Annotated in this window: 15 protein-coding genes; 10 read left to right on the top strand and 5 right to left on the bottom strand. The window is 74.6% G+C overall.

The window, feature by feature from the left end; genetic code table 11:
- Positions 1-16: 16 nt before the first annotated feature.
- Genes ABZZ38_RS19380 through ABZZ38_RS19360 form a run of 5 tightly spaced genes read left to right on the top strand, consistent with a single transcriptional unit; the run spans position 17 to position 8,288 of the window.
- Positions 17-1,285: a hypothetical protein gene (locus tag ABZZ38_RS19380; protein WP_356741250.1), complete on the top strand. Its 1,269-nt coding sequence runs from the start codon at positions 17-19 to the stop codon at positions 1,283-1,285.
- Entirely contained in the window at positions 1,282-3,984 is a 2,703-nt protein-coding gene (locus tag ABZZ38_RS19375) for a tetratricopeptide repeat protein (RefSeq protein ID WP_356741247.1), read from the top strand. Before ABZZ38_RS19380 ends, ABZZ38_RS19375 begins: the two co-directional genes overlap by 4 nt.
- A gap of 2 nt (positions 3,985-3,986) precedes the next feature.
- Entirely contained in the window at positions 3,987-5,426 is a 1,440-nt protein-coding gene (locus ABZZ38_RS19370) for a protein phosphatase 2C domain-containing protein (RefSeq protein ID WP_356741243.1), read from the top strand.
- Between the two features lie 59 nt (positions 5,427-5,485).
- The gene (locus ABZZ38_RS19365; protein WP_356741241.1) at positions 5,486-6,844 is read left to right on the top strand and encodes a VWA domain-containing protein; all 1,359 of its coding nucleotides are present in this window, start codon (positions 5,486-5,488) and stop codon (positions 6,842-6,844) included.
- Positions 6,845-6,896: 52 nt separating this feature from the next.
- The gene (locus tag ABZZ38_RS19360; protein WP_356741239.1) at positions 6,897-8,288 is read left to right on the top strand and encodes an FHA domain-containing protein; all 1,392 of its coding nucleotides are present in this window, start codon (positions 6,897-6,899) and stop codon (positions 8,286-8,288) included.
- Between the two features lie 69 nt (positions 8,289-8,357).
- On the opposite strand, the gene ABZZ38_RS19355 is transcribed toward ABZZ38_RS19360, so the two are convergent.
- The gene (locus ABZZ38_RS19355) at positions 8,358-9,272 is read right to left on the bottom strand and encodes a methyltransferase domain-containing protein (RefSeq protein ID WP_356741321.1); all 915 of its coding nucleotides are present in this window, start codon (positions 9,270-9,272) and stop codon (positions 8,358-8,360) included.
- Positions 9,273-9,469: 197 nt separating this feature from the next.
- On the opposite strand from ABZZ38_RS19355, the gene ABZZ38_RS19350 reads away from it, so the two are divergent.
- From ABZZ38_RS19350 to ABZZ38_RS19330, 5 genes are all read left to right on the top strand, one after another.
- Positions 9,470-9,874, top strand: a complete 405-nt coding sequence (locus ABZZ38_RS19350) for a globin (RefSeq protein ID WP_356741237.1) — start codon at positions 9,470-9,472, stop codon at positions 9,872-9,874.
- A 196-nt stretch (positions 9,875-10,070) separates the two neighbouring features.
- Positions 10,071-13,388 (top strand): ABC transporter permease, encoded by a 3,318-nt coding sequence (locus ABZZ38_RS19345; RefSeq protein ID WP_356741233.1) that lies wholly within the window; start codon positions 10,071-10,073, stop codon positions 13,386-13,388.
- A gap of 1 nt (position 13,389) precedes the next feature.
- Entirely contained in the window at positions 13,390-16,251 is a 2,862-nt protein-coding gene (locus tag ABZZ38_RS19340; RefSeq protein WP_356741231.1) for an FtsX-like permease family protein, read from the top strand.
- Entirely contained in the window at positions 16,248-17,198 is a 951-nt protein-coding gene (locus tag ABZZ38_RS19335) for an ABC transporter ATP-binding protein (RefSeq protein ID WP_356741229.1), read from the top strand. The genes ABZZ38_RS19340 and ABZZ38_RS19335 overlap by 4 nt, the downstream gene beginning before the upstream one ends.
- Positions 17,199-17,227: 29 nt before the next feature.
- Complete coding sequence (locus ABZZ38_RS19330) at positions 17,228-17,428, top strand: type II toxin-antitoxin system VapB family antitoxin (protein ID WP_356741227.1); 201 nt, start codon at positions 17,228-17,230, stop codon at positions 17,426-17,428.
- 151 nt (positions 17,429-17,579) lie between these two features.
- Here ABZZ38_RS19330 and ABZZ38_RS19325 read toward each other — a convergent pair whose 3' ends face one another.
- From ABZZ38_RS19325 to ABZZ38_RS19310, 4 genes are all read right to left on the bottom strand, one after another.
- A complete protein-coding gene (locus tag ABZZ38_RS19325) occupies positions 17,580-18,251 on the bottom strand; it encodes a hypothetical protein (RefSeq protein ID WP_356741225.1) in 672 nt (223 codons plus the stop codon).
- Entirely contained in the window at positions 18,248-18,682 is a 435-nt protein-coding gene (locus tag ABZZ38_RS19320; protein WP_356741223.1) for a thioesterase family protein, read from the bottom strand. Before ABZZ38_RS19320 ends, ABZZ38_RS19325 begins: the two co-directional genes overlap by 4 nt.
- Positions 18,683-18,692: 10 nt before the next feature.
- Complete coding sequence (ettA, locus tag ABZZ38_RS19315) at positions 18,693-20,357, bottom strand: energy-dependent translational throttle protein EttA (protein ID WP_356741221.1); 1,665 nt, start codon at positions 20,355-20,357, stop codon at positions 18,693-18,695.
- A 145-nt stretch (positions 20,358-20,502) separates the two neighbouring features.
- The gene (locus ABZZ38_RS19310; protein WP_356741219.1) at positions 20,503-21,945 is read right to left on the bottom strand and encodes a Cys-Gln thioester bond-forming surface protein; all 1,443 of its coding nucleotides are present in this window, start codon (positions 21,943-21,945) and stop codon (positions 20,503-20,505) included.
- Positions 21,946-22,014: the final 69 nt, after the last annotated feature.

The raw sequence follows: 22,014 nt of genomic DNA, 5'->3' as shown, positions 1-22,014 counted from the left end.
GGCGGAGAGGTGATCGATGGGCGTCACGGGACCCCCTGGGCCGGTGATGGACCGGGACGAGGTGGACCGTGCGCTGGCGCGGCTCGGGGCGGAGCACAAGGCGGTCGAGGACTCGCTGCTCGCTTTGCAGGACCACGCGGGCCGCAGACTCCTCGAGGGCGCCGAGCTGACCGGCACGACCAAGGACCGCTGGGCCACCACCGAGCGGACGATCAGCCTGCTGTGGACGTACTTCGACGCGTACACCACCGCCCTGAACGAGGCCCGGGAGGTGCGTGCGCGGCGCCGCTGGCCGGGCCGCGACGACCTGGCCGAGCTGACCGAGCGGCTGCGCGGCGAGAGCGTCACGGTGTCCGGGACGGGCTCCCTCGCCGAGCGGTTCACGCTGGAGCGGCTGGTGGAGCGGATGAACGAGCTGTACGCGAGCTCGCTCGACATGGTGGTTACGGCGGACGCGGTGTGGTCGGCGCTGCCCGCGCGGATAGACCTCCTCGCCGCCGAGCTGCGCCGCACCCGGTCGCTGGCGCACTCGGTGGGCGTACGGCCCGGGGAGCACCCGGCCGGTGACGACCTGGAGGACATCACGCACGAGCTGGCCGCGCTGCGGGAGCGGGTGGTGACCGATCCGCTGGCGTTCTGGCGTCCCGCCGTGGGCAGTTCGGCGCCCGGGGGCGGGCGGCCGGACACCGACCGGTACGACCGGGCGGCGCGGGCGCTGGAGGACGTGCGGCGGGAGATCGAGGCCGTGCTCCAGGTCCGGCAGGACTCCGAGGCGCGGCTGCTGCGCCTGCGGGACGTGCTCTCGCGCGCCGACCGGACGCTCGCCGAGGCCCGAGAGGCCCGCGGTGAGGTGCTGGCGAAGATCGCCGCGTCGGAGGTGCCGGTGGTGGGCGGCCCGCCGACGGCGCTCCAGGAGCGTTTGGCGATCGCGGCCGAGCACCGGCGGCACGCCCGCTGGCACCGGCTGTCCCCGCTCCTGGAGTCCCTGGAGCAGGAGGCCGAGGAGGAACTGCTGCGGGCCCGAGAGCAGTTGACGGCCGTGACCGCGCCGCTCGCGGTGCGCGCGGAGCTGCGTGGCCGGCTCGACGCGTACAGGGCGAAGGTCGCCCGGCACGGCCTGGCGGAGGATCCGCTGCTCATCGAGCGGTACGACGTGGCGCGACGGATGCTGTGGAGCGCGCCGTGCGACCTGCGGGCCGCCGAGCAGGCGGTGCTGCGCTACCAGCGGGCGGCCGCGGAAGCCCTGTCCGGGCCCGGCCCCGCGGAGTACAGGGGGGATCGATGAAGTCGTGTCAGCGGCCCGGCTGCGAGGGCTCGTACGAGGACATGGGCGGCGGTGAGCTGTACTGCGACACGTGCGGGCTGGCGCCCGTCGTCTCGGCGAGCGGCATGGTGTCCTCCCCGCCGACGGGTGTCGCGGGCGGCGGGAAGGGCTCGGGCAGCGCCCGGTCCTCCTCCCGGTCGTCCCGGTCCTCGCGTTCGTCGCGCTCGTCCTCGCGTTCGTCGCGGCGGTCGGTGTCGGGGCGGCTGTCGCGTTCCCTGTCGGGCGGTACGGAGGCGTCGTCCCGGTCGGTTTCGGTGCGCAGCTCCGGCTCGTCGACCGGCCGGTCCGGGCGGAACCGGCTGGGTGCGGGGCTGGTGTCGATCCCGGCCGTGCCGCGGCCCGATCCCCGTGCGGTGGTCATGGACCGCCCCGAGGTCCCGGAGCGGAAGCGGTTCTGCTCGCGGTCCGACTGCGGGGCGCCGGTGGGCCGGGCGCGCGGGGAGCGGCCGGGGCGTACGGAGGGCTTCTGCACCACGTGCGGCCACCCGTACTCGTTCGTGCCGAAGCTGCGGGCCGGTGACATCGTGCACGGGCAGTACGAGGTCGTGGGCTGCCTGGCGCACGGCGGCCTGGGCTGGATCTACCTCGCCGTGGACCGGGCGGTGTCCGACCGGTGGGTGGTCCTCAAGGGCCTGCTGGACACCGGTGACCAGGACGCGATGGCGGCGGCGATATCCGAGCGCCGGTTCCTCGCGGAGATCGAGCATTCCAACATCGTCCGCATCTACAACTTCGTGGAGCACCTGGACCAGCGGACGGGTTCGCTGGACGGTTACATCGTCATGGAGTACGTGGGCGGCAAGTCGCTCAAGGACATCGCCAACGAGCGGCGCGGCCCCGACGGGAGGCGCGACCCGCTGCCGGTCGAGCAGGCCTGCGCGTACGGCATCGAGGCGCTGGAGGCGCTCGGGCATCTGCACAGCCGGAACCTGCTGTACTGCGACTTCAAGGTCGACAACGCGATCCAGACCGAGGACCAGCTGAAGCTCATAGACATGGGCGCGGTCCGCCGGATGGACGACGACGAGTCGGCCATCTACGGCACGGTCGGCTACCAGGCGCCGGAGGTCGCGGAGGCCGGGCCGTCGGTCGCGTCGGACCTGTACACGGTGGCGCGGACGCTGGCGGTGCTCACGTTCGACTTCCAGGGCTATACGAACGTGTTCGTGGACTCCCTGCCGGACCCGGACAACATCGAGGTGTTCCGGTCGTACGAGTCGTTCTACCGGCTGCTGGTGCGGGCCACGGACCCGGACCCGGCGCGCCGGTTCGCCTCCGCGCAGGAGATGGCGGAGCAGCTGACGGGTGTGCTCCGGGAGGTCGTCGCCCTCCAGACGGGGCGCCCGCGGCCCGCCCTGTCGACGCTGTTCGGCCCGGAAGTGCGGGTGCCGGACACGCGGTTGTTCGCGGAGCTGGACGGGGAGGTCTCGGCGCTGGGCGTGCGCGAGGTGCCACGGCGCCTCTTCGGCCGGTCCCGGGGCGGCGGTGCGCGGGGGACGAGCGGTGCGCAGAGCTCGCGTGGCGCGGACGGCCGGAGTGGTGGGGTCCCCGCGCCGCCCGGGTTCGCGCCGCCCGGGAGCGGGGCCTGGGCGGTGAACCAGGGCGGCGCCGCAGCGGCGTACGCGCCCGCGCGGCCGGCGATTCCGGCGCCGCGGACCGCGCCGGTGGCCACCGCGTCCGCCTCCTCCGCCGCGCCCCACGTGCTGGTGGGCGCGCCCGGCGCGCCGATGCTCGCGGCGCTGGACGCGCGGGCCACCGCGCTCGCGCTGCCGGTGCCGCACGTCGACCCCGGTGACCCGAACGCCGGGTTCCTCGCCGGGCTCATGGCCGCCGCGCCCGCCGAGCTGATCACCGCGCTGCACAGGGCGCCCGCGAACTCCCTCGAACTGCGCCTGCGTGAGCTGCGCGCCCGTCTGGAGATGGGCGAGGTCCAGTCGGCGGGCCGGGCGCTGGACACTTTGGAGAGCCGGCACCCGGACGACTGGCGGGTCGTCTGGTACCGGGGCGTGGCCTCGCTGGCGACCGGTGACAACGAGAACGCCGCGCTGTCGTTCGACGCCGTCTACGACGCGTTCCCCGGCGAGCCGGCGCCGAAGCTGGCGCTCGGTGTGTGCGCCGAGGTGCTGGGCCAGCTGGACAACGCCGCCGAGTACTACCGCCTGGTCTGGACGACCGACCCGAGCTATGTGAGCGCCGCGTTCGGCCTGGCCCGGGTGCAACTGGCGGCCGGTGACCGGGTGAGGGCCGTGCGGACGCTGGAGTCCGTGCCCGAGGCGTCGATCCACTACACGGCGGCCCGTGTCGCGGCCGTACGGGCCCGGCTGCGCCACCGCGCGCCGCACGACGCCCTGCTCACGGACCTGACGGCGGCGGCCGATCAGGTGTCCGCGCTCCAGCAGTTCGGTCTGGACGCGGTGCGCCGGGAGCGGTTGGCTACGGAGGTACTGGGTACGGCGCTGGACTGGGTGCTCTGCGGACGCTCCGGGTCCGCGTCCGGGCCCGTGCAGACGTCGCTGCTGGGCAGCGAACTGGACGAGCGCGGTCTGCGCTTCGGTCTGGAACGCTCGTACCGGGTGCTCGCCCGGCTCGCTCAGCGCGGCGAGGAGAGGATCGAGATGGTGGAGCGGGCGAACCGCCTCCGCCCCCGGACATGGGTGTGATGATGTCGCAGATGCACCAGCTGTCCGCCTGCCCCGGCTGCGAGGAGCCGCTGGAGTCGGGTGATCGGTTCTGTGGGGCGTGCGGGTACGACCTGTCGGCCGTGCCGCCACCGCCGCGGGACCGGCCGACCGTGGTGATGGGCTCACCGGTGGGCGGTGCCACCCGGCCCGGTGAGCGGGCGCCGCAGCAGCCCGTACGGTTCGACGAACCGGCCGGGGACTTCCAACTGCCCGCGCCGGCGCCGGAGCCCGGCGCGCTCTGGCCGGGCGCGCACGGGCCGGGCGCGGCCCCGCCCGACGAGGCGGCGTCCCCGGGCGCGGCGGCTTCGCCCGGCCCGGCGGCGTCGCCGGACCCGGCAGGGGTCCCGGAGCCGACGGCATCCGCCACAACCGCGCCCACCGACCCTGCTGTGACCGGCCCGCCGGAGACGCCCGGGCTGTCCGGAGTGCCCGGGACGCCCGGGGCGCCCGATCCGCGGACCTCCGAGCACGCCCACACCCCGCCCGCCGGGACCAAGCTGTGCGTCGCCTGCCGCGCCGGGCACGTCGACCCCGACGGGTACTGCGAGAACTGCGGCCACGCCCAGCCGCGCGAGCGCGACCACGTGAAGGAGGCACTCGGCGCGGTCGCCGCCGTCAGCGACCGGGGACTGCGCCACCATCGCAACGAGGACGCCTTCGCCGTGTCGTCGACGGCGTTGCCGGACGGCTCCCCGGCCGTGGTCGCGGTCGTCTGCGACGGGGTGTCGTCGGCGACCCGCCCCGACGAGGCGTCGGCCGCGGCGGCGGGCGCCGCCAACGAGTCGCTGCTCGCGTCCCTGCCGCGCGGCACGCATCCCCAGCAGGCGATGCACGACGCGATCGTCGCCGCGTCCGAGGCGGTCAACGCCCTCGCCGAGACCGCGGACGAGGGCGCGGACGCCATGGAGCACGACCCGCGCCACCACCGGAACGCCCCGGCGTGCACGCTGGTCGGCGCGGTGGTGGCGGGCGGCCTGCTGGTGGTCGGCTGGGTCGGCGACAGCCGCGCCTACTGGGTGCCGGACGACCGCAGTGCCCCACCGGCCCGCCTCACCGAGGACGACTCGTGGGCCGCGCAGATGGTGGCGGCGGGGCTGATGAACGAGGCGGAGGCGTACGCGGACGAGCGCGCCCACGCGATCACCGGGTGGCTGGGAGCCGACGCGTACGAACTGGAGCCGCACACGGCCGCCTTCAAGCCGGACCGGCCGGGTGTCGTGGTGGTGTGCACGGACGGTCTGTGGAACTACGCGGAGGCGGCGCGGGAGATGGCGCAGATACTGCCGTCCGACGCGGCCGTCCGCCCGCTGCACAGCGCGCGGGTCCTGGTCGGTCACGCGCTCGACGGCGGCGGCCACGACAACGTAACAGTGGCGGTGCTGCCGTTCGCCATGGCGCCGCAAGGGGCAGGATCGGCCTGAATCAAGCCGGCCCGCCCGTTCCGTCCCTTATGTGTATGGAGCCCCGAGGAGCCCATCAGATGGCGAACTTCTCCAAGTCGCACGTGCCGCAGTTCTCGGTGGACGTGTACCAGAACGAGTACCTGCCGGAGGGCGGGCGCGAGGTGAACGCGATCGTCACGGTCACCTCGACCGGTGGCGGCACCAGCGGAGGGGTCCCCTTGGCCGGATCGTCGGCCTCCCCTTCGTACATACCGGGGCAGGGGCCGACCGCCGCCGTGGTGATCATGGTGGACTGCTCCGGTTCGATGGACTACCCGCCGACGAAGATGCGCAACGCGCGCGACGCCACGGCGGCGGCCATCGACACCCTGCGGGACGGGGTCGCCTTCGCCGTGGTCGCCGGTACGCATGTGGCGAACGAGGTCTACCCGGGTGGTGGGCGGCTGGCCACCGCCGACGCGCGGACCCGTGCCCAGGCCAGGCAGGCGCTGCGCCAACTGGGCGCGGGCGGCGGCACGGCGATCGGCACCTGGCTGCGGCTGGCCGACAAGCTGCTGAACTCCGCCGCCGTTCCGATCCGGCACGGCATCCTGCTGACCGACGGCCGCAACGAGCACGAGTCGCCCGAGGACCTGCGCGCCGCTCTGGAAGCCTGCGCCGGCCGGTTCACCTGCGACGCTCGCGGAGTCGGCACCGACTGGGAGGTCAAGGAGGTCACCGGCATCGCGTCCGCGCTGCTCGGCACGGCCGACATCGTCGCCGATCCGGCGGGCCTGGCCGCCGACTTCACGCGGATGATGGAGAACGCGATGGGCAAGGAGGTCGCGGACGTCAGCCTGCGACTGTGGACGCCCGTCGGGACGGAGATCGTCTTCGTGAAGCAGGTCGCGCCGACCGTGGCGGACGTGACGGACCGCCGTACGGAGGCGGGGCCGCGCGCCGGTGACTACCCGACCGGGTCGTGGGGCGACGAGTCCCGCGACTACCACGTGTGCGTCAGAGTTCCGGAGGCGGGCATCGGGCAGGAGATGCTGGCGGCCCGGGTATCGCTGATCCTGCCCGACCCTGCGGGCGGCACCCCGCACACGCTCTCGCAGGGGCTGGTACGGGCGGTGTGGACGGACGACATGGCGGCGTCGACCTCGATCAACCCCCAAGTCGCCCACTACACCGGCCAGGCAGAGCTGGCCCATGTCATCCAGGAAGGGCTTGAGGCACGCAAGTCGGGCGATTTCGACGGCGCGACGGCGAAACTGGGCCGTGCCGTGCAATTGGCGGCCGCCTCCGGCAACGCGGACACTGCGAAACTGCTTGCGAAGGTGGTGGACGTGGTCGATGCCGCGACGGGTACTGTGCGCCTGAAGGCGAAGGTCGCGGAAGCGGACGAGATGACGCTCGAAACGCGCTCCACCAAGACCGTACGCGTCAAGAAATAGGTCACGATCTGCTCGGCCTGCGGGCCGGATGAGGAGAGGGGGAAGCGCCGACATGCCGACCTGCCCGAACGGACACCAGTCGGGTTCCGACGACTGGTGCGAGGTCTGCGGCCACCGCATGGCCGGGGCGGGCGCGCCTGCGGGTGCCGTTCCGCCTCCCCCGCCCCCGCCGCCGCCGCCGCCCGCGTACGGATACCCGGGGCCGGACGGACCGGGTGGACCGGGCGCGTTCGGCGGACCGGGTGGACCGGGTGGACCGGGCGCGTTCGGCGGACCGGCCGGCGACCCGAACGCGACCGCCCAGGCGGAGCTGTGCCCCCAGTGCCGTACTCCCCGCGAGGCCATGGCGCCGTTCTGCGAGGAGTGCCGGTGGAACTTCCTCACCAACACGGCCACCTCCTACACGCCGGTCGCCCCGCCGCAGGGCGGCCCGGCCCGACCCGGTGGTCCGGGCGGTCCCGGTGGTCCGGGCGGTCCCGGTGGTCCGGGCGGTCCCGGTGGTCGGGGCGGCCCTGTCGGCCCGCCGCCGGGGCTGAACCTGCCGCCGGGCTTCCAGTCCCAGCAGCCACCCCGGCCGCCGGACGCGTTCGAGTACCAGAGCTCCCGCCCGTCGCAGGTGAACCGCCCGGCCGAGCCGCTCCCGCCGGAGCCGCAGGCACCCCAGGGCCCGCCCGGACACCAGGGCCCGCCGAGCCACCAGGGTCCGCCGCCGGTTCCGCAGGCGTTCCAGCAGCCGCCCGGCCCGCCCCGACCGCCGCAGGCGTTCCAGCAGCCGGGGCCGCCGCCTCCGCCACAGCCGCGCGCTCCTCAGCCGCATGCCCCGCAGCCGCCCCGCGCTCCCGAGCCGACCGGAGGGAGTGGCGACGACTGGGTGCTGCCCCCACCCTCGCAGCCCCAGGCACCGCAGGGACCGCAGGCACCCCACGCACCGCAGGCACCCGCGCAGCCGCACCAACACCAGGCGTCGCAGCCGTCGCAGTTGCAGCCGCAGCCGCAGCCGCAGCAACCCCAGCAGCAGGCACCGCAGCACCAGCCGTCCGCCGACTGGACGGCGGTCGTCGGGCCGGACCGTGAGTACTTCATGGCGATGATGCAGCGCAGCGGCCCCGAGGCAGCGGGCCTCAACCTGCCCGCGTACTCGCCGGAGCAGCACCTTCCGCTGTCGGGCAACCAGGTCACCATCGGCCGCCGTCGCCACTCCACGGGCGAGTCGCCCGACATCGACCTGTCGGTGCCGCCGGAGGACCCGGGCGTCTCGCACCAGCACGCGGTGCTGGTGCGACAGCAGGACGGCTCCTGGGCCGTGGTCGACCAGAACTCGACCAACGGCACCACGCTGAACGGCGCCGCGGACCCGATCCAGCCCTACGTTCCCGTCCCGCTCCAGGACGGTGACCGGGTGCACGTCGGCGCCTGGACGACGATCACGATCCGCCGCGGCTGAGCACGAACCCCGCCAACCCCGCGAACGGGCCGGTCCGGGCGACCGGCCGCGCCGGGCGCGCCGGACCGCTTACCCGAGGGGCCAGAGATACGGCCCCTCGGGCTCGTCCAGCCACGCCCACTGCCGGTGGCCGCTGACCGTCACCCCGAAGCGCTCCCGTTCCGGCCGCCGCTCGCGCTCCCAGAGCGAGTACGCCTCCTGCGGGTCCAGGGTGCCCGCGGTGAGGGTCAGCAGGAAGCGGAACAGATCGTCCTCCGTGGCGCGCCGGGGCAGCCCGCCCGTGTGCACCGGCGCGGCGGCCATGATCCCGCCGCGCAGCGGCACGAAGTACGCGGACGTGTGCAGGAACCGCCCCTCGGCGTATTCGGCGTCACGCACCCGCAGCGCGATCAGGCCGGTGGCCATGGGTGCCAGGACGCGCGCGTCCGGCCGGCACTGCGCGAGCCACGCGGAAGGTACGGACGGCACGGCGCAGGTCGCGATGATCCGGTCGAACGGCGCCCGTCGCGGACAGCCGCGCGCCCCGTCGCCGGTGACCACGGTGGGGCGGTGACCGGCCGCCGCCAGGTGGGCGCGCGCCGACTCCGCGAGCTCCTCGTCGAGGTCGATGGTGGTCACCCGCTCGTCGCCGAGCCGGTGCGCCAGCAGCGCCGCGTTGTACCCGGTCCCGGCGCCGATCTCCAGCACGTCGTGCCCGTCCCGTACCTCCAGCGCATCCAGCATCAGGGCCATCAGCGAGGGCTGGCTGGCGGAGGAGACCAGGTCCCCGTTCCGTACCCCGGTGGCGAGCGGCTGGTCCTCGTACGCGCCCCGCAGCCAGCGCTCGCGCCGCGCCGGATCGGGGTCCTCGCACGACAGCCGCTCGTAGCCGCCCATGCCGCCGGTGTAGTAGTACGGCACGAACAGGTGGCGCGGCACCTCCTCGAACGCCGCCCGCCAGGCCGGATCGGTCAGCTCCCCCGCCCGGAGCAGGTCACCGACCATCGCGCGGCGCGCCTCGGCGGCCCGCTCGGCGAAGGGATCGGACCGCTCGGAGGGCCCGGACCGCTCGGATGACCCGCGCCGCTCGGATGACTCGTGCCGCTCTGTCCCCATACATCCACTTTCCTGCGCGGCGGGGCGGGAGGCGAGCAGGACCTAGGGCCCAGGTCTTCCGCCGCTCGGTCTGAGACGATGGACGCGTGAATGAGATTCCGCGCGGCACGCTTCAGGAGCAGACGTTCTACGAGCAGGTCGGCGGCGAGGAGACCTTCCGGCGCCTCGTCCGCCGTTTCTACGCGGGTGTCGCCGAGGACCCGCTCCTCCGGCCGATGTACCCGGAGGAGGACCTGGGCCCGGCCGAGGAGCGGCTGGCGCTGTTCCTGATGCAGTACTGGGGCGGACCCCGCACGTACAGCGACGACCGGGGCCACCCCCGGCTGCGGATGCGTCACGCGCCCTTCACGGTCGACAGGGCGGCGCACGACGCCTGGCTGAAGCACATGCGCGTCGCGGTCGATGAGCTGGGCCTGTCCGAGGAACACGAGCGGCAGCTGTGGAACTACCTCACGTACGCCGCGGCCTCGATGGTGAACACCGCGGAGTGATCCCCGGACACCCGGCACTGTCCCGAAGCGTTCCCCGGCCTTCCCGAGCCTTCCCGAGTACCGCGGGCCGAGTGCGGAAGTCCGGATAGCGGTCACGATCCCATCAAGATCGCCGCGCAAGCGGTTACCGGACCGCGTGCACCTGAAAGCATCCGGTGAGCGTTCAGGCGTTCGATGGGTGCCTACGGGGGGCTGAGTGACCGGTTTAGTCCTACGGCGCGTCCGCGCCCACCGGCTCCTCCTCGCCGCCGCCCTCCTCGCGGTCCTGCTGACCACGTCCGTCCTGGCGGCGCTCACCGCCTTCGCCGGGTCCATCGGTGACGCGGCCCTCCGCCACACCCTCGGCGGACGCGCCGCCCCCGCCGCCTCGCTCGTCGTCACGGCGCAGATCCCTCCGGCCGGGCGGGACGCTGCGGAGCGGGCGGTGCGCAAGGGGGCGCGCGAGACGTTCGGCGGGCTGCCCGTCACCGTACGGTCGCTGGCCCGCTCCGGCTCGTACGCGATGCCGCGCGCCCTCCAGCCGCCCGCCGCACGCTCGGGCGAGCCGGACCTGACCCACTTCGCCGCCCTCGACCGCTCCCGTGTCCGCCTGGTCCGGGGCAGCTGGCCCGAGGCCGCGGCCACCGGTCCGGTACGGGCCGCGCTCCCCGAGGAAGCCGCTCGGCGGCTGAAGCTGGCGCCCGGCGCGCGGCTCACCCTCACCGACCGGCTCGGCGGCACCCCCCTGACCGCCCTGATCACCGGCGTCTACCGGCCGGCCGCGCCCGCCGACCCGTACTGGCGGCTGGACGAGGCCGGCGGGCGCGGGGTGCGCACCGTCGTCTTCACCACGTACGGTCCGCTGCTCACCGACCCGGCGGTCCTCGCCTCGGGCCGGCTGACCACCGACGAGACGTCCTGGCTGGCCACGGCCGACTTCGGCGCCGTGACGACGGAGGACATGGCCGGGCTGCGCGCGGCGGCGACGGCCGGGCCGGTGGCGCTCGCGGCCGATCCGGCGCTCGGGGGCGCGGCGAGCGCCCGGACATCGCTGCCGGCCGTGCTGGACGAGACGGAACGGGCGCTTCTCGTCGCCCGCTCCACGCTGTTGATCGTGGCCGTGCAGCTGGTGCTGCTCGCGGCGTACGCGCTGCTGCTGGTGGCGCGGCTGCTCGGTACGGAACGGGCGGGCGAGACCGCGTTGTTGCGGGCGCGCGGCGGTTCGCGGCGCCGGATCGCCGGGCTCGCGGCGGTCGAGGCGCTGCTGCTGGCGGCGCCGGCGGCGGTGGTGGCGCCGCTGCTGGCAGGGCCGTTGACGCGGCTCCTGGCGGGAACCGGTTCGCTCCACCGGATCGGGGTGCGGTTGGGCGGGGAGGCTCCGGGCGGAGAGGTATGGCTGGTGGCGGCCGGGGTCGCGCTGTGCTGCGCGGCGGCGGTGGTGGCGCCGGCGGCCACCGCCGGTCCGGTACGGCTGTGGCGGGGGCGGGCGGCGGCGCTGCCCGGGCCGGTGCGGGCCGGTGCGGACATCGGGCTGGTCGTCGTCGCCGCGGTGGCGTACTGGCGGCTGGACCGGCAGACGGACAGCGGGGCCGGCGGCGGGGCGCTGAGCGGAGGCCGGGACGGCGGCCTGGGCGTCGACCCGGCGCTGGTGGTGGCGCCCGCGCTGGCGCTGCTGGCGGGGACGGTGCTGACGCTGCGGCTGCTGCCGCCGGCCGCCCGGCTGGCGGAGCGGCGCGCGGCTGCCGGGCGCGGGTTGTCGGCGGCGCTGGCGGGCTGGCAGTTCAGCCGCCGTCCGCTGCGCGGCGCCGGGCCGGTGTTGCTGCTGGTGCCGGCGGTGGCGATGGGCATGCTGGCGATCGGGCAGAGCGCGTCGTGGGACCGTTCGCAGCGCGACCAGGCCGACTTCGCGACCGGCGCTCCGGTGCGGGTGCTGGACGACCGGAGCGGTGATCCGGGTCAGGCCGGCCGGTACGCGCGGCTCCTGGGGGTACGCGACGCGGCGCCCGCCCACCGCGCGGAGACCGAGCTGCCGGGCGACCGCACCGCGACCGTACTGGCGCTGGACACCACCCGGGCGCGGGAGCGGCTCCTGCTCCGTGACGACCTGGCGGGCGGGCGGCCCGACCGGCTCCCGGCGGGTCTCGCGCCGCGGCCTCAGGGCGCCGCCCGCCCGGGAATGCCCCTGCCCGACGGCACCGTGCGGCTACGGCTGCGGTTGCGGCTGGAGGTGCGCGCGAGGGGTACGGCGACGGACAGGGCGGTGACCGTGGAGGACCGGTACGACGTCGCGGTGGCCGTGGAGGACCGGTACGGCCTTGTGTATCGCCTGCCCGTCGAGAACGGCGCGGCCGACCTCGGCTCGGCGTCCGGCGGCCCGGCCGGGCCGGTGACCGTCACCGGCGTGGAGGTGGCCGGCCCTCTCCCGTACCAGCGGAGCGAACGGCACCGTTTCACGGTGGAGCGGCTCGTCGCCGTCGGCCCGGACGGCGGCGAACGGCCCGTACCGGCGACGGCCGCCCGCTGGCAGGGGCGCCTCACCACCAGCGAGCAGGGCCGCGAGCCCGAGCCGGTGACGGTGGTGCCGTCGTCCGGTACGCCGCTGACACTGTCGTACGACACGGGCGCCACACTCCTCCATCCGCGCTCCGACCCGCAGCACTTCACCGTCCGGGCCACCGCGCCGGCCCCGGCGGTGACGGCGAGCCCGGCGGTGACGGCGGCGGCCCCGGAGGGGGTCCCGGGGGAGGTCCCGGAGGGGGTCCCCGCCATCGCCACGGACGCCTTCGTGGCGGCTGCCGGGGCCGCGAAGGGCGAGAGCCTGGAGGTGACGGTGGCGGGCGAGCGGTTGCGGGTGCGGATCGCCGACACGGTACGGGAGGTGCCGACGACCTCGGCGGACGGCGGCGCGCTCCTGGTCGACCTCGGCGCGGTGAACCGTACCGGCGCGGCCCTCGCGCCCACGGAGTGGTGGCTGAGCACGGAACCGGGGCGCGCGGATGACGTCGCCGCCGCCCTGCGCGCCCGGCCCGGGATGGACCCGGCGCAGGTGCTCGTGCGCGATGAGACGGCCGGCGAGCTGCTGGGCGATCCGCTCGGCGCGGGGCCCCGCTCGGCGCTGATGGCGGCGTCCGTGGCCGCGGCGGCCCTGGCGGCCGTGGGGTTCGCCGTGAGCGCCACCGGGTCGCTGCGGGAACGGTCCGCCGAGTTCGCGGTGTTGCGCGCGCTCGGCGCGTCGCGCCGGCGCCTCGCCCGGCTGGTCGCGGTGGAGCAGGGGCTGCTGGTCGGCGTCGCGCTGCTGGTGGGCCTCGCCCTCGGCGCCGTACTGACACGGGCGGTGGTGCCGCTCGTGGTCCTGACCGGGCGGGCGACCCGGCCCGTGCCACACGTTCTGGTGGAGCTGCCGCCCGCGGAGGTGGTGGCCCTGCTGGCCGGCGTGGCGGCGCTGCCGCTGCTGACGGTGGCCGCCATCGCCCTGCGCCGCCACGAACCGGCGGCGGTGCTGCGCCACCAGGGCCACGCCCGGGGAGGGGACTGACATGCGCGCCAGCCCCGTCGCCCCGTGGGTGCGCACCCGGTCGCGGACCTTCCCCGCCCCCGCCGTGGCGCTGGCGCTGCTGGTGGCAGTGACCGCGTTCCTCGCCGCCGCGTACCCGCGCGCCGTCGACGCGTACGAGACGGACGGGCTGCGCCATCAGCTGCGTACCGCCGCCGCGCGCGACAGCGTCATCGAGCTGACCGTGGGGGCCGACGGCGTCCAGGAGTCCGCGCTCGACCCGCGCCGGCTGCGGGACCTGCACCGGGCGCTGTCCGTCCAACTCCCCGCCCCGGTACGGGCCGACGTGGTCCAGTCGGCGTACGGGCTGCGGACCACCGCGCCGCTGCCCGCCCCGGAGCCGTGGCTTCCGGCACCGGACGGCCTGCCGCCCGAGTTCACGCTCGCCACCCCTTCCGACCTGCCCCGGCATGTGAAGGTACGGTCCGGGCGCCTGCCCGCAGCGCGGGGGACGGTGACCGCCCGCACCGCCGAAGTGGAGGCGGCGATCAGCGCCCGGACGGCCCGGGACCTGGGGCTGAAGGCCGGATCGTTGGTGCGCGTACCGGGGGCCGCCGGGCGCGGGCCGCTCGCCGTACGCATCACCGGCGTCGTGGAGCCGCGTGATGCGGACGGCCACTGGTGGTCCGTCGAACCCCTGCTGCGTACGCCGCTGTACGCCCCCGAGGCGACCTCCTCGCCCCACGAGACACCGCGCTCCCACTGGCGGGCCGCGCTGCTCCTGCCGCCCGAGGCGGCGCCCGCGCTGCTCGGCACCCGCGGCGAGCCGCAGGCGTTCTGGCGACTGGCCCCGGATGTGGCCCGGGTGACGGCGCGGGACGCGCCGGCCCTGACCTCTGCGGTCGCCTCGCTCACCGCCGGCCCGGACTCCCTGGCACTGCGCACCACGGTCGGCGGTGACGCCACGCTGCACACCCGCCTCGACGAGATCCTCGCCTCGTACAACGGCACGCGGACCGCCATCGCGCCGGTCGTCGCCGTCGCCGCCTTCGGGATCGGCGCGGTGGCGCTGGTGGTACTGGCGCTGACCGGCGGGCTGGCCGCCGCACGCCGGGACGCCGAACTGGCGCTGCTGCGCTCGCGCGGCGGTTCGCTGCGCGGGGTCGGCGGGCGGCTACTGGCCGAGACCTCGGTGGTCGCCGTGCCGGCCGCCGCGCTGGGGCTGCTCGCCGCGGTGCTGGTGGTGCCCGGGGGACGGCTGCCGTACGCGGTGGCGGGTGCCGTGGCTGTGGCGCTCGTGGGGTGCGCGGCGCTGCCGCTGCGGGCGGTGTACGCGCACCGGCGTCCGCGCCCGCACGGCGGGCGGGACGACCTGGTCGACGCGCGGCCCTCGCGGCGCCGTACGGTCGCCGAACTGACGCTGCTGGTCCTGACCGTGGGCGCGGTGGCGGCGCTGCGGCGGCGCGGTGTGGGTGCGGACGGCGATCCGCTGGCCGGCTCGGCTCCGGTACTGGTCGGCCTGGTCGCCGCCCTCGTCCTGGTCCGGCTGTACCCGGTGCCGCTGCGGTGGCTGGCCCGTCCGGCGCGCCGCCTGCGGGGGGCGGTCGGGCCGCTGGCGCTGGCGCGGGCGGGGCGGTCGTCGGCGACCGGGGTGCTGCCGCTGCTGGCGCTGTTGGTGGCGCTGTCGACGGCGGCGTTCGGCGGATCGGTGCTCGCCGGTGTGTCGGACGCGCGGGACGGCGCGGCGCTGCTGGCGACGGGCGCCGACGCACGCGTGGCGGGGCCTGCGGAGGCGACGCCGCTCCCGGCCGGGCTGACCCGTGCCGTACGGGACGTGGCGGGCGTACGGGGCGTGGCGGCCGTACAGCTGGAGTACGGGGTGCCGCTGGCGGCGCGGCCGGGGGTGCCGGGCGCGTTGAGCGTGACGCTGATCGGGGTGGAGCCGCGGGCGTACGCGGAGCTGGCGCGCCGGACGGGCCTGGGGCCGTTTCCGGCTTCCGAGCTGGCCGCCGCGCCGGTGCGGGACGGCGGGGCGGCGCCGGACGGCGGGGCGGCGCCCGTCCTGCCCGCCCTGGTGTCGCCGTCCGTCGCGGAGCTGGTGGCGGCGGAGCGGGCGGGGGCCAGGCAAGCGGGAGCGGGGCAGGCAGGGGCGGGCCCGGCGCGGCTCGTGGAGGCGAGGGCTGGGGCCTTCCGGATGCGGGTGGTGGGTGTGCGCGAACGGACGCCCGCCGTGCCGGGTGCCGATTTCATCATCGTGAACGCCGCCGGTCTCGAACGGCGCGCGACCACCGCCCTGCTGGTGAGCGGCCCCGTGGACGGTGACGCGCTGCGCGCCGCTGTCGACCGGCCGTTCTCCGTCCTGCTGCGCGCGCAGGCGCGGGCGCGGTTCGTGGAGTCGCCGATGCGGACGGGCGCCGAGCGGGTCTACACGGCGGCGGTCGCCGCCGGCGCCGGATACGCCGTACTCGCCCTGCTGCTGTCGTTGCTGCACTCCGCGCCCGAGCGGGTGGCGTTGCTGGCCCGGCTGCGCACGATGGGCCTCAGCAGGCGTCAGGGGCGGCAACTACTGGTACTGGAGTGCCTGCCGCAGGCGCTGCTCGCGGCGGTGGGCGGGGTGTGCGTCGGCTGGGTGACCATCGAACTGCTGGCGCCCGGGGTGGATCTGACGCGGCTGGCGACGGCGCCGGCGCCGGGCCTCGCGACGCCGGCCGGGGCCGCGCTGCGGGCGGACCCGTGGTCGCTGGTGCTGCCGGCGGTGGGGGTGCTGGCGCCGGCGGGGGCGGTGGCCATGGGCCAGGCGTGGTGGGCCTCCCGGCCCGGCTCGATCGGGGAACGCGTCGGGAAGCGCATCGGGAAACGCGTCGGGGAACGTATCGGGCAGTTCGGAGCAGGAGGCACACGATGACCGGCACCACCACTCTGGCGGAGCTGCACCGGCGGGCGGCGGCGCACCTCGAACGCCCCGCCTACGGGCACGACGCGCTGATCGTGTGCGACCGTCTTGTCCGGGTCTTCACGGCCGACGGGGTGGAGGTGCAGGCGCTGCAGGGGCTGGACCTGCTGGTGGCGGAGGGGGAGCTGATGGCGCTGGTCGGGGCGTCGGGCAGTGGCAAGTCGACGCTGATGAACATCCTGGCGGGCCTGGACGTGCCGACGGCGGGCGCGGCGACGGTCGCGGGGTGCGACCTGCTGGCCATGAACGCGAAGGCACGGCTGCGGTACCGGCGCGACGTGGTCGGTTTCGTCTGGCAGCAGACGGCCCGCAATCTCCTCCCGTACCTGACGGCCTCGCAGAACGTCGCCCTGCCCATGCAGTTGCGCGGCCGTACGAAGAGGAAGGCCGAGCGGGCCGCGGAGCTGTTGTCGATGCTGGGCGTCGCCGATTGTCGCGACCGGCGCCCGCACCAGATGTCCGGCGGCCAGCAGCAGCGCGTCGCGATCGCCGTCGCCCTCGCCAACTTTCCGTCCGTCCTGCTCGCCGACGAACCGACGGGCGAGCTCGACTCGGCCACCGGCGAACAGGTCTTCGCCGCCTTCCGCCGGGCCAACGAGGAGCTCGGCACGACCATCGTGGTCGTCACCCACGACCAGGCGGTGGCGGGCGAGGTGCGCCGCTCGGTGGCGATCCGCGACGGCCGCACCGCCTCGGAGGTCCTGCGCCGCACGGAGGTCGACGCGCAGGGCCGGGAGGCGGTGGTCTCCCGTGAGTACGCCACCCTGGACCGCGCGGGCCGGCTCCAGCTCCCGGCGGAGTACACGACGGCGCTGGGCATGGAGCACCGGGTGCTGCTGGAGCTCGAAGAGGACCACATCGCCGTCCGGCCGGACGCCGGAACGAAGCCGACGGGCTAGAGTCTCGCTCCGACGAAGGGGGAAGGGCCATGGCGAAGGTCAACATCAGTCTCGACGCCGAGCTGGTGGTGGAAGTGATGGTTCTGGCGGGGGTCGGCTCGCCGCAGGACGCGATCGAAGCGGTCGTGCGGGACTACATCGCCCGCGGCCACCGCACCGAAACGCGCACCGAGCTCAAGGACCAGAGCCTGCGGGAGGTCAACGCCGCACCCCCGGAACCGCAGGGCTGACCCTCGCGCCCCACCTCTCACCCGGCCCGGAAGCCCGGCCGGGGGAAACCCGGCCGGGGGAAACCCGGCCGGGTCCGGCTGCGGGCCCCAGGTCACGCTTTGCGGCCGGACGACCCTGCCTTTCGGACAACGCTGCCCTGCGGACGCTCCCCTAGCGGGGGTGGGGGAGGGCGGTGACGGTCAGGCCGCCGAGACCGCCGGACGTGCGGACGGCCACCGAGCCGAAGGGCGTGCGCAGGCGCAGCCAGGAGCCGGTCCCGAGCAGGGCGACCGGTACGTCCTGGGCGGGCAGGAAGCCCAGCGACTGGGCGGCGTGGACGGCGCGCAGCGGCAGGCCGGTCGCGCCGATCGTCCGGGACCATATCTCGCGGCCGATCCGGTCGCGTTCCGCGCGCGTACGGCGGTCGGCCGGCAACTCCGCGTCCCGGCCCCGGAATTCGGCGACCGCCGCGGCGACCGCGCCGCGCAGCCCGGTGGTGTCGGGAAGCCCGGGCACCTCCTGCCAGCCGCCGCGCGGGGGCAGGAGCCCGGTCCACGGCGGGCCGGTGACGGCCGCGGGGATCATCGCCTTGCCGGCCGGCTCCTCGAGGCCTTCCAGGAGCTGGCCGGCCGAGACGGTGATGTCCAGCGGCGCCTCGTCCATGAGGGTGGCCGTGCGGATGGCCAGCACCTCGAAGGACGGCGGGCGCCCGAACACGGCCAGGGCCCCGCCCCCCGCCTGGAGGCGGACGACGGCGGCCCGGTCGTAATGGATCAGCCTGGCCAGGAAGGCGGCGAGATCGGCCGCCTCCCTGGCGTCGGCGAAGTGCAGCGGCGCGCTCATGCGGCCGCGGCCTCCCCGCGCATGCCGTCGTCCACGTACTCCTCCAGGAACGAACGCTCCTCCGCGGAGATCCGGCGCGGGCGCTGCGCCTCCAGGTCGAACGGCACGATGACCGTCGAGGCCCGCACGTACACCTGGTCGGGGTCCTTGATCTCGTACGCGATCGTCAGCGACGCCGCGCCGATCTTCGTGACCCACGACTCGATGGTCACCGGCTCATGCCGGTGGACCAGCGGCCGTACGTAGTCGATCTCGTGCCGTGCGACGACGGACCCGCCGGAGAACGACGGCGAGCCGTCGCCCGGCGCCAGCCGGAACATGAAGTCGATGCGGGCCTCCTCCAGATAGCGGAGGAAGACCACATTGTTGACGTGCCCGAAGGCGTCCATGTCCGACCAACGCAGCGGGCACCGGTAGATGTGACGAGCCACTGGTGTTGCCTCAGCCCCGGGTCAGCTTCTTGTAGGTGGCGCGGTGCGGACGGGCCGCGTCCGGGCCGAGCCGCTCGATCTTGTTCTTCTCGTACGACTCGAAGTTGCCCTCGAACCAGAACCACTTCGAGTCGCCCTCGTACGCCAGGATGTGCGTGGCGACCCGGTCGAGGAACCAGCGGTCGTGGGAGACGACCACGGCCGCACCCGGGAACTCCAGCAGCGCGTTCTCGAGCGAGGACAGGGTCTCGACGTCGAGGTCGTTGGTCGGCTCGTCGAGGAGCAGCAGGTTGCCGCCCTGCTTGAGGGTCAGCGCGAGGTTCAGGCGGTTGCGCTCACCACCGGACAGGACGCCGGCCGGCTTCTGCTGGTCCGGGCCCTTGAAGCCGAACGCGGAGACGTACGCCCGCGACGGCATCTCGACCTGGCCGACGTTGATGTAGTCGAGCTCGTCGGAGACGACCGCCCACAGAGTCTTCTTCGGGTCGATGTTGGCGCGGCTCTGGTCGACGTAGCTGATCTTGACGGTCTCGCCGACCCTGATCGTGCCGGAGTCGGGCTCCTCCAGCCCCTGGATCATCTTGAACAGCGTGGTCTTGCCGGCGCCGTTCGGGCCGATGACGCCGACGATGCCGTTGCGCGGCAGCGAGAAGCTCAGGCCGTCGATGAGGACCTTCTCGCCGAACGCCTTGTTGAGGTTCTCGACCTCGACGACGACGCTGCCCAGGCGCGGGCCCGGCGGGATCTGGATCTCCTCGAAGTCCAGCTTCCGCATCTTGTCGGCCTCGGCGGCCATCTCCTCGTACCGGGCGAGACGGGCCTTGGACTTGGCCTGCCGTCCCTTGGCGTTGGAGCGGACCCAGTCCAGCTCTTCCTTGAGCCGCTTGGCGCGCTTGGCGTCCTTCTGGCCCTCGACCTTGAGACGGGCCTGCTTGGTCTCCAGGTACTTGGAGTAGTTGCCCTCGTAGGGGTAGGCGCGACCGCGGTCGAGCTCCAGGATCCACTCGGCGACGTTGTCGAGGAAGTACCGGTCGTGGGTGATGGCGACGACGGTGCCGGCGTACTTGGCGAGGTGCTGCTCCAGCCACTGCACGGACTCGGCGTCCAGGTGGTTGGTGGGCTCGTCGAGCAGCAGCAGGTCGGGGGCCTCCAGCAGCAGCTTGCAGAGCGCGACGCGGCGCTTCTCACCACCGGAGAGGTTGGTGACCGGCCAGTCGCCGGGCGGGCAGCCGAGCGCGTCCATGGCCTGCTCGAGCTGGGCGTCCAGGTCCCACGCGTTGGCGTGGTCCAGGTCTTCCTGGAGCTTGCCCATCTCCTCCATCAGCGCGTCGCTGTAGTCGGTCGCCATCTGCTCGGCGATCTCGTTGAACCGGTCCAGCTTGCCCTTGATCCCGGCCACGCCGTCCTGGACGTTCTCCAGGACCGTCTTCGACTCGTCCAGCGGCGGCTCCTGGAGCAGGATGCCGACCGTGTAGCCGGGCGACAGGAACGCGTCACCGTTGGAGGGCTGCTCCAGACCGGCCATGATCTTCAGGACGGTGGACTTACCGGCGCCGTTCGGGCCGACCACACCGATCTTCGCACCGGGCAGGAAGCTCAGCGTCACGTCATCGAGGATGACCTTGTCGCCGTGCGCCTTGCGCGTCTTGCGCATCGTGTAGATGTACTCAGCCAAGAGAAACCGTCCGGCAATCCGTGAGTGGGCAGATACACCCCATCTTGCCTGACGTCCATCCCCCGATGGAAACCAGTACGTGAGGGGCTGCTACGAGGTGGCCCGGGGTGGGCCACCCCGTCGTGAGCGCACCGCCACCGTACGCTCACTCGGCGCCGTCGAGGCCGTCGAGGCCCTCCTTCTTCTTACGGAGGAGGAACACGGCCGCTCCGCCGATCAGCAGGCATCCGATCGCCACGCCCGCGATCATCGGTGTGGCGTGGGACGCGCCGGTCTCGGCCAGGTCCAGGTCGCCGCTCGCCGCGCCCGCCGTGAGGCCGGAGGAGGCCCCGCCCGAGAGGGGGCTGGGCTGGGAGCCCGGCTGTCCGGTCACGGTGGTGGTGCTGCCGGTGGTCTTGCAGTCCAGGACGCCCTTGAACGTCTTGGTGAAGCCTCCGGGTCCGGTGATGGTCAGGTCGTATGCCTGGTCCTCGGCGACCGGGATGGTGATCGTCCTGGACTCGCCGGCCTGGATGGCGTGCTCGACGCCCATGAGCTCGAAGCCGAACGCGGCGTCGCCCTTGTTGGTCGCCGTGATGTCCACGCCGCCCTTGGCGCAGTTCTTCCTCGCGGACAGGGCCGGTATGGCGCCGGCCGTGGCCCAGGTGGCGGTGGCCGTCGCGGAGACGGTCGACTCGCTGGACCCGGCCAGGATCTGCGTCTGGCTCTTGGTCACCCCGGCGAACGCCCGGCCGACCGGCACGGAGGTGGTGGCCTGTACGGTCAGCGCGGCGGAGCCGTCGGCGGCGCCCGCGGGCACGTCGAAGTAGAGCTTGCCGCCGTTGACCGCGGAGTCGACGGGCTTGCCGGCCGCGTCGGTGATCAGGATGCCGCTGGCGGCGGCGTCGGCGGGCGGTGCCACCGTGACCCGGTCGGCGTCCGTGCGCACGGTGAGCGGTCCGAGCCGGGTCCCGGCCGGGCCGGAGACCGCGCCGGGTTCGAGGGTGAGCGAGGCCTCGGGTTCCGCGACGCCCTCCGCCTCCTTCTCCAGCCAGTCGGCCAGCTTCTCGGCCGCCGGGTCGAGCGCCTCGACGTCGGCGCCGTCCGAGTACCGCCAGATCGCCACCTGGGTCCCGGCGGCCGCCGTCTCCCTGGTGAGCGGGCCGGTGCCGGCCTCCTTGGCGAGGCCCATAAGGTCGTCGACCTGCGGGTAGGAGTGCTGGAGGATCCAGCGGATCCGTCCCGCGTCCTTGTTGCCGCCGAGGGAGGTCTGGTCCCAGGAGGTCTCCAGGTACCTGGCCTTCTCCTGGGTCGGGTTGTGCAGGTCGACGCAGTACGTCTTGAGCGTGCCGCCGCCGTCGACGGTCATCTCGAACAGGCCGGCGGGGAGCTGATGATCCTTGCCGTTCATGTGGAGGACGGCCTGGTCGAAGGTGGTCAGCCCGTTGAGGGTGGCGGCGGCGCCGCCCTGGTGCTGGGGCGCCTCGTCCGCGGCGGCCACGGTCGCGCCGGCGAGGGCGCCTCCCGTGATCAGCCCGGAGGCGACGACCGCGGCGGCGAGACGACCGGCACGCCTCTTCCGCCTCCGTACAGAAAACGCAGCAAACACAGATTTCCCCTCTGAGCGAGGCGTTGTCGCGTGGGACGCGTGGGGGGAGTGCCTCGCCTGCCGACTCAA

It is taken from the genome of Streptomyces sp. NPDC006368, from assembly GCF_040612535.1.
Taxonomy (GTDB): Bacteria; Actinomycetota; Actinomycetes; order Streptomycetales; family Streptomycetaceae; genus Streptomyces.
The sequence above is the reverse complement of the archived record's forward strand: the minus strand, read 5'-3'. Positions and strand labels throughout refer to the sequence as shown.

Coding starts and splice junctions, on each gene's coding strand:
- ABZZ38_RS19380 (WP_356741250.1), top strand. CDS start 17: ATGGGCGTCACGGGACCCCCTGGGCCGGTGATGGACCGGGACGAGGTG.
- ABZZ38_RS19375 (WP_356741247.1), top strand. CDS start 1,282: ATGAAGTCGTGTCAGCGGCCCGGCTGCGAGGGCTCGTACGAGGACATG.
- ABZZ38_RS19370 (WP_356741243.1), top strand. CDS start 3,987: ATGTCGCAGATGCACCAGCTGTCCGCCTGCCCCGGCTGCGAGGAGCCG.
- ABZZ38_RS19365 (WP_356741241.1), top strand. CDS start 5,486: ATGGCGAACTTCTCCAAGTCGCACGTGCCGCAGTTCTCGGTGGACGTG.
- ABZZ38_RS19360 (WP_356741239.1), top strand. CDS start 6,897: ATGCCGACCTGCCCGAACGGACACCAGTCGGGTTCCGACGACTGGTGC.
- ABZZ38_RS19355 (WP_356741321.1), bottom strand. CDS start 9,272: ATGGTCGGTGACCTGCTCCGGGCGGGGGAGCTGACCGATCCGGCCTGG.
- ABZZ38_RS19340 (WP_356741231.1), top strand. CDS start 13,390: ATGCGCGCCAGCCCCGTCGCCCCGTGGGTGCGCACCCGGTCGCGGACC.
- ABZZ38_RS19335 (WP_356741229.1), top strand. CDS start 16,248: ATGACCGGCACCACCACTCTGGCGGAGCTGCACCGGCGGGCGGCGGCG.
- ABZZ38_RS19330 (WP_356741227.1), top strand. CDS start 17,228: ATGGCGAAGGTCAACATCAGTCTCGACGCCGAGCTGGTGGTGGAAGTG.
- ABZZ38_RS19325 (WP_356741225.1), bottom strand. CDS start 18,251: ATGAGCGCGCCGCTGCACTTCGCCGACGCCAGGGAGGCGGCCGATCTC.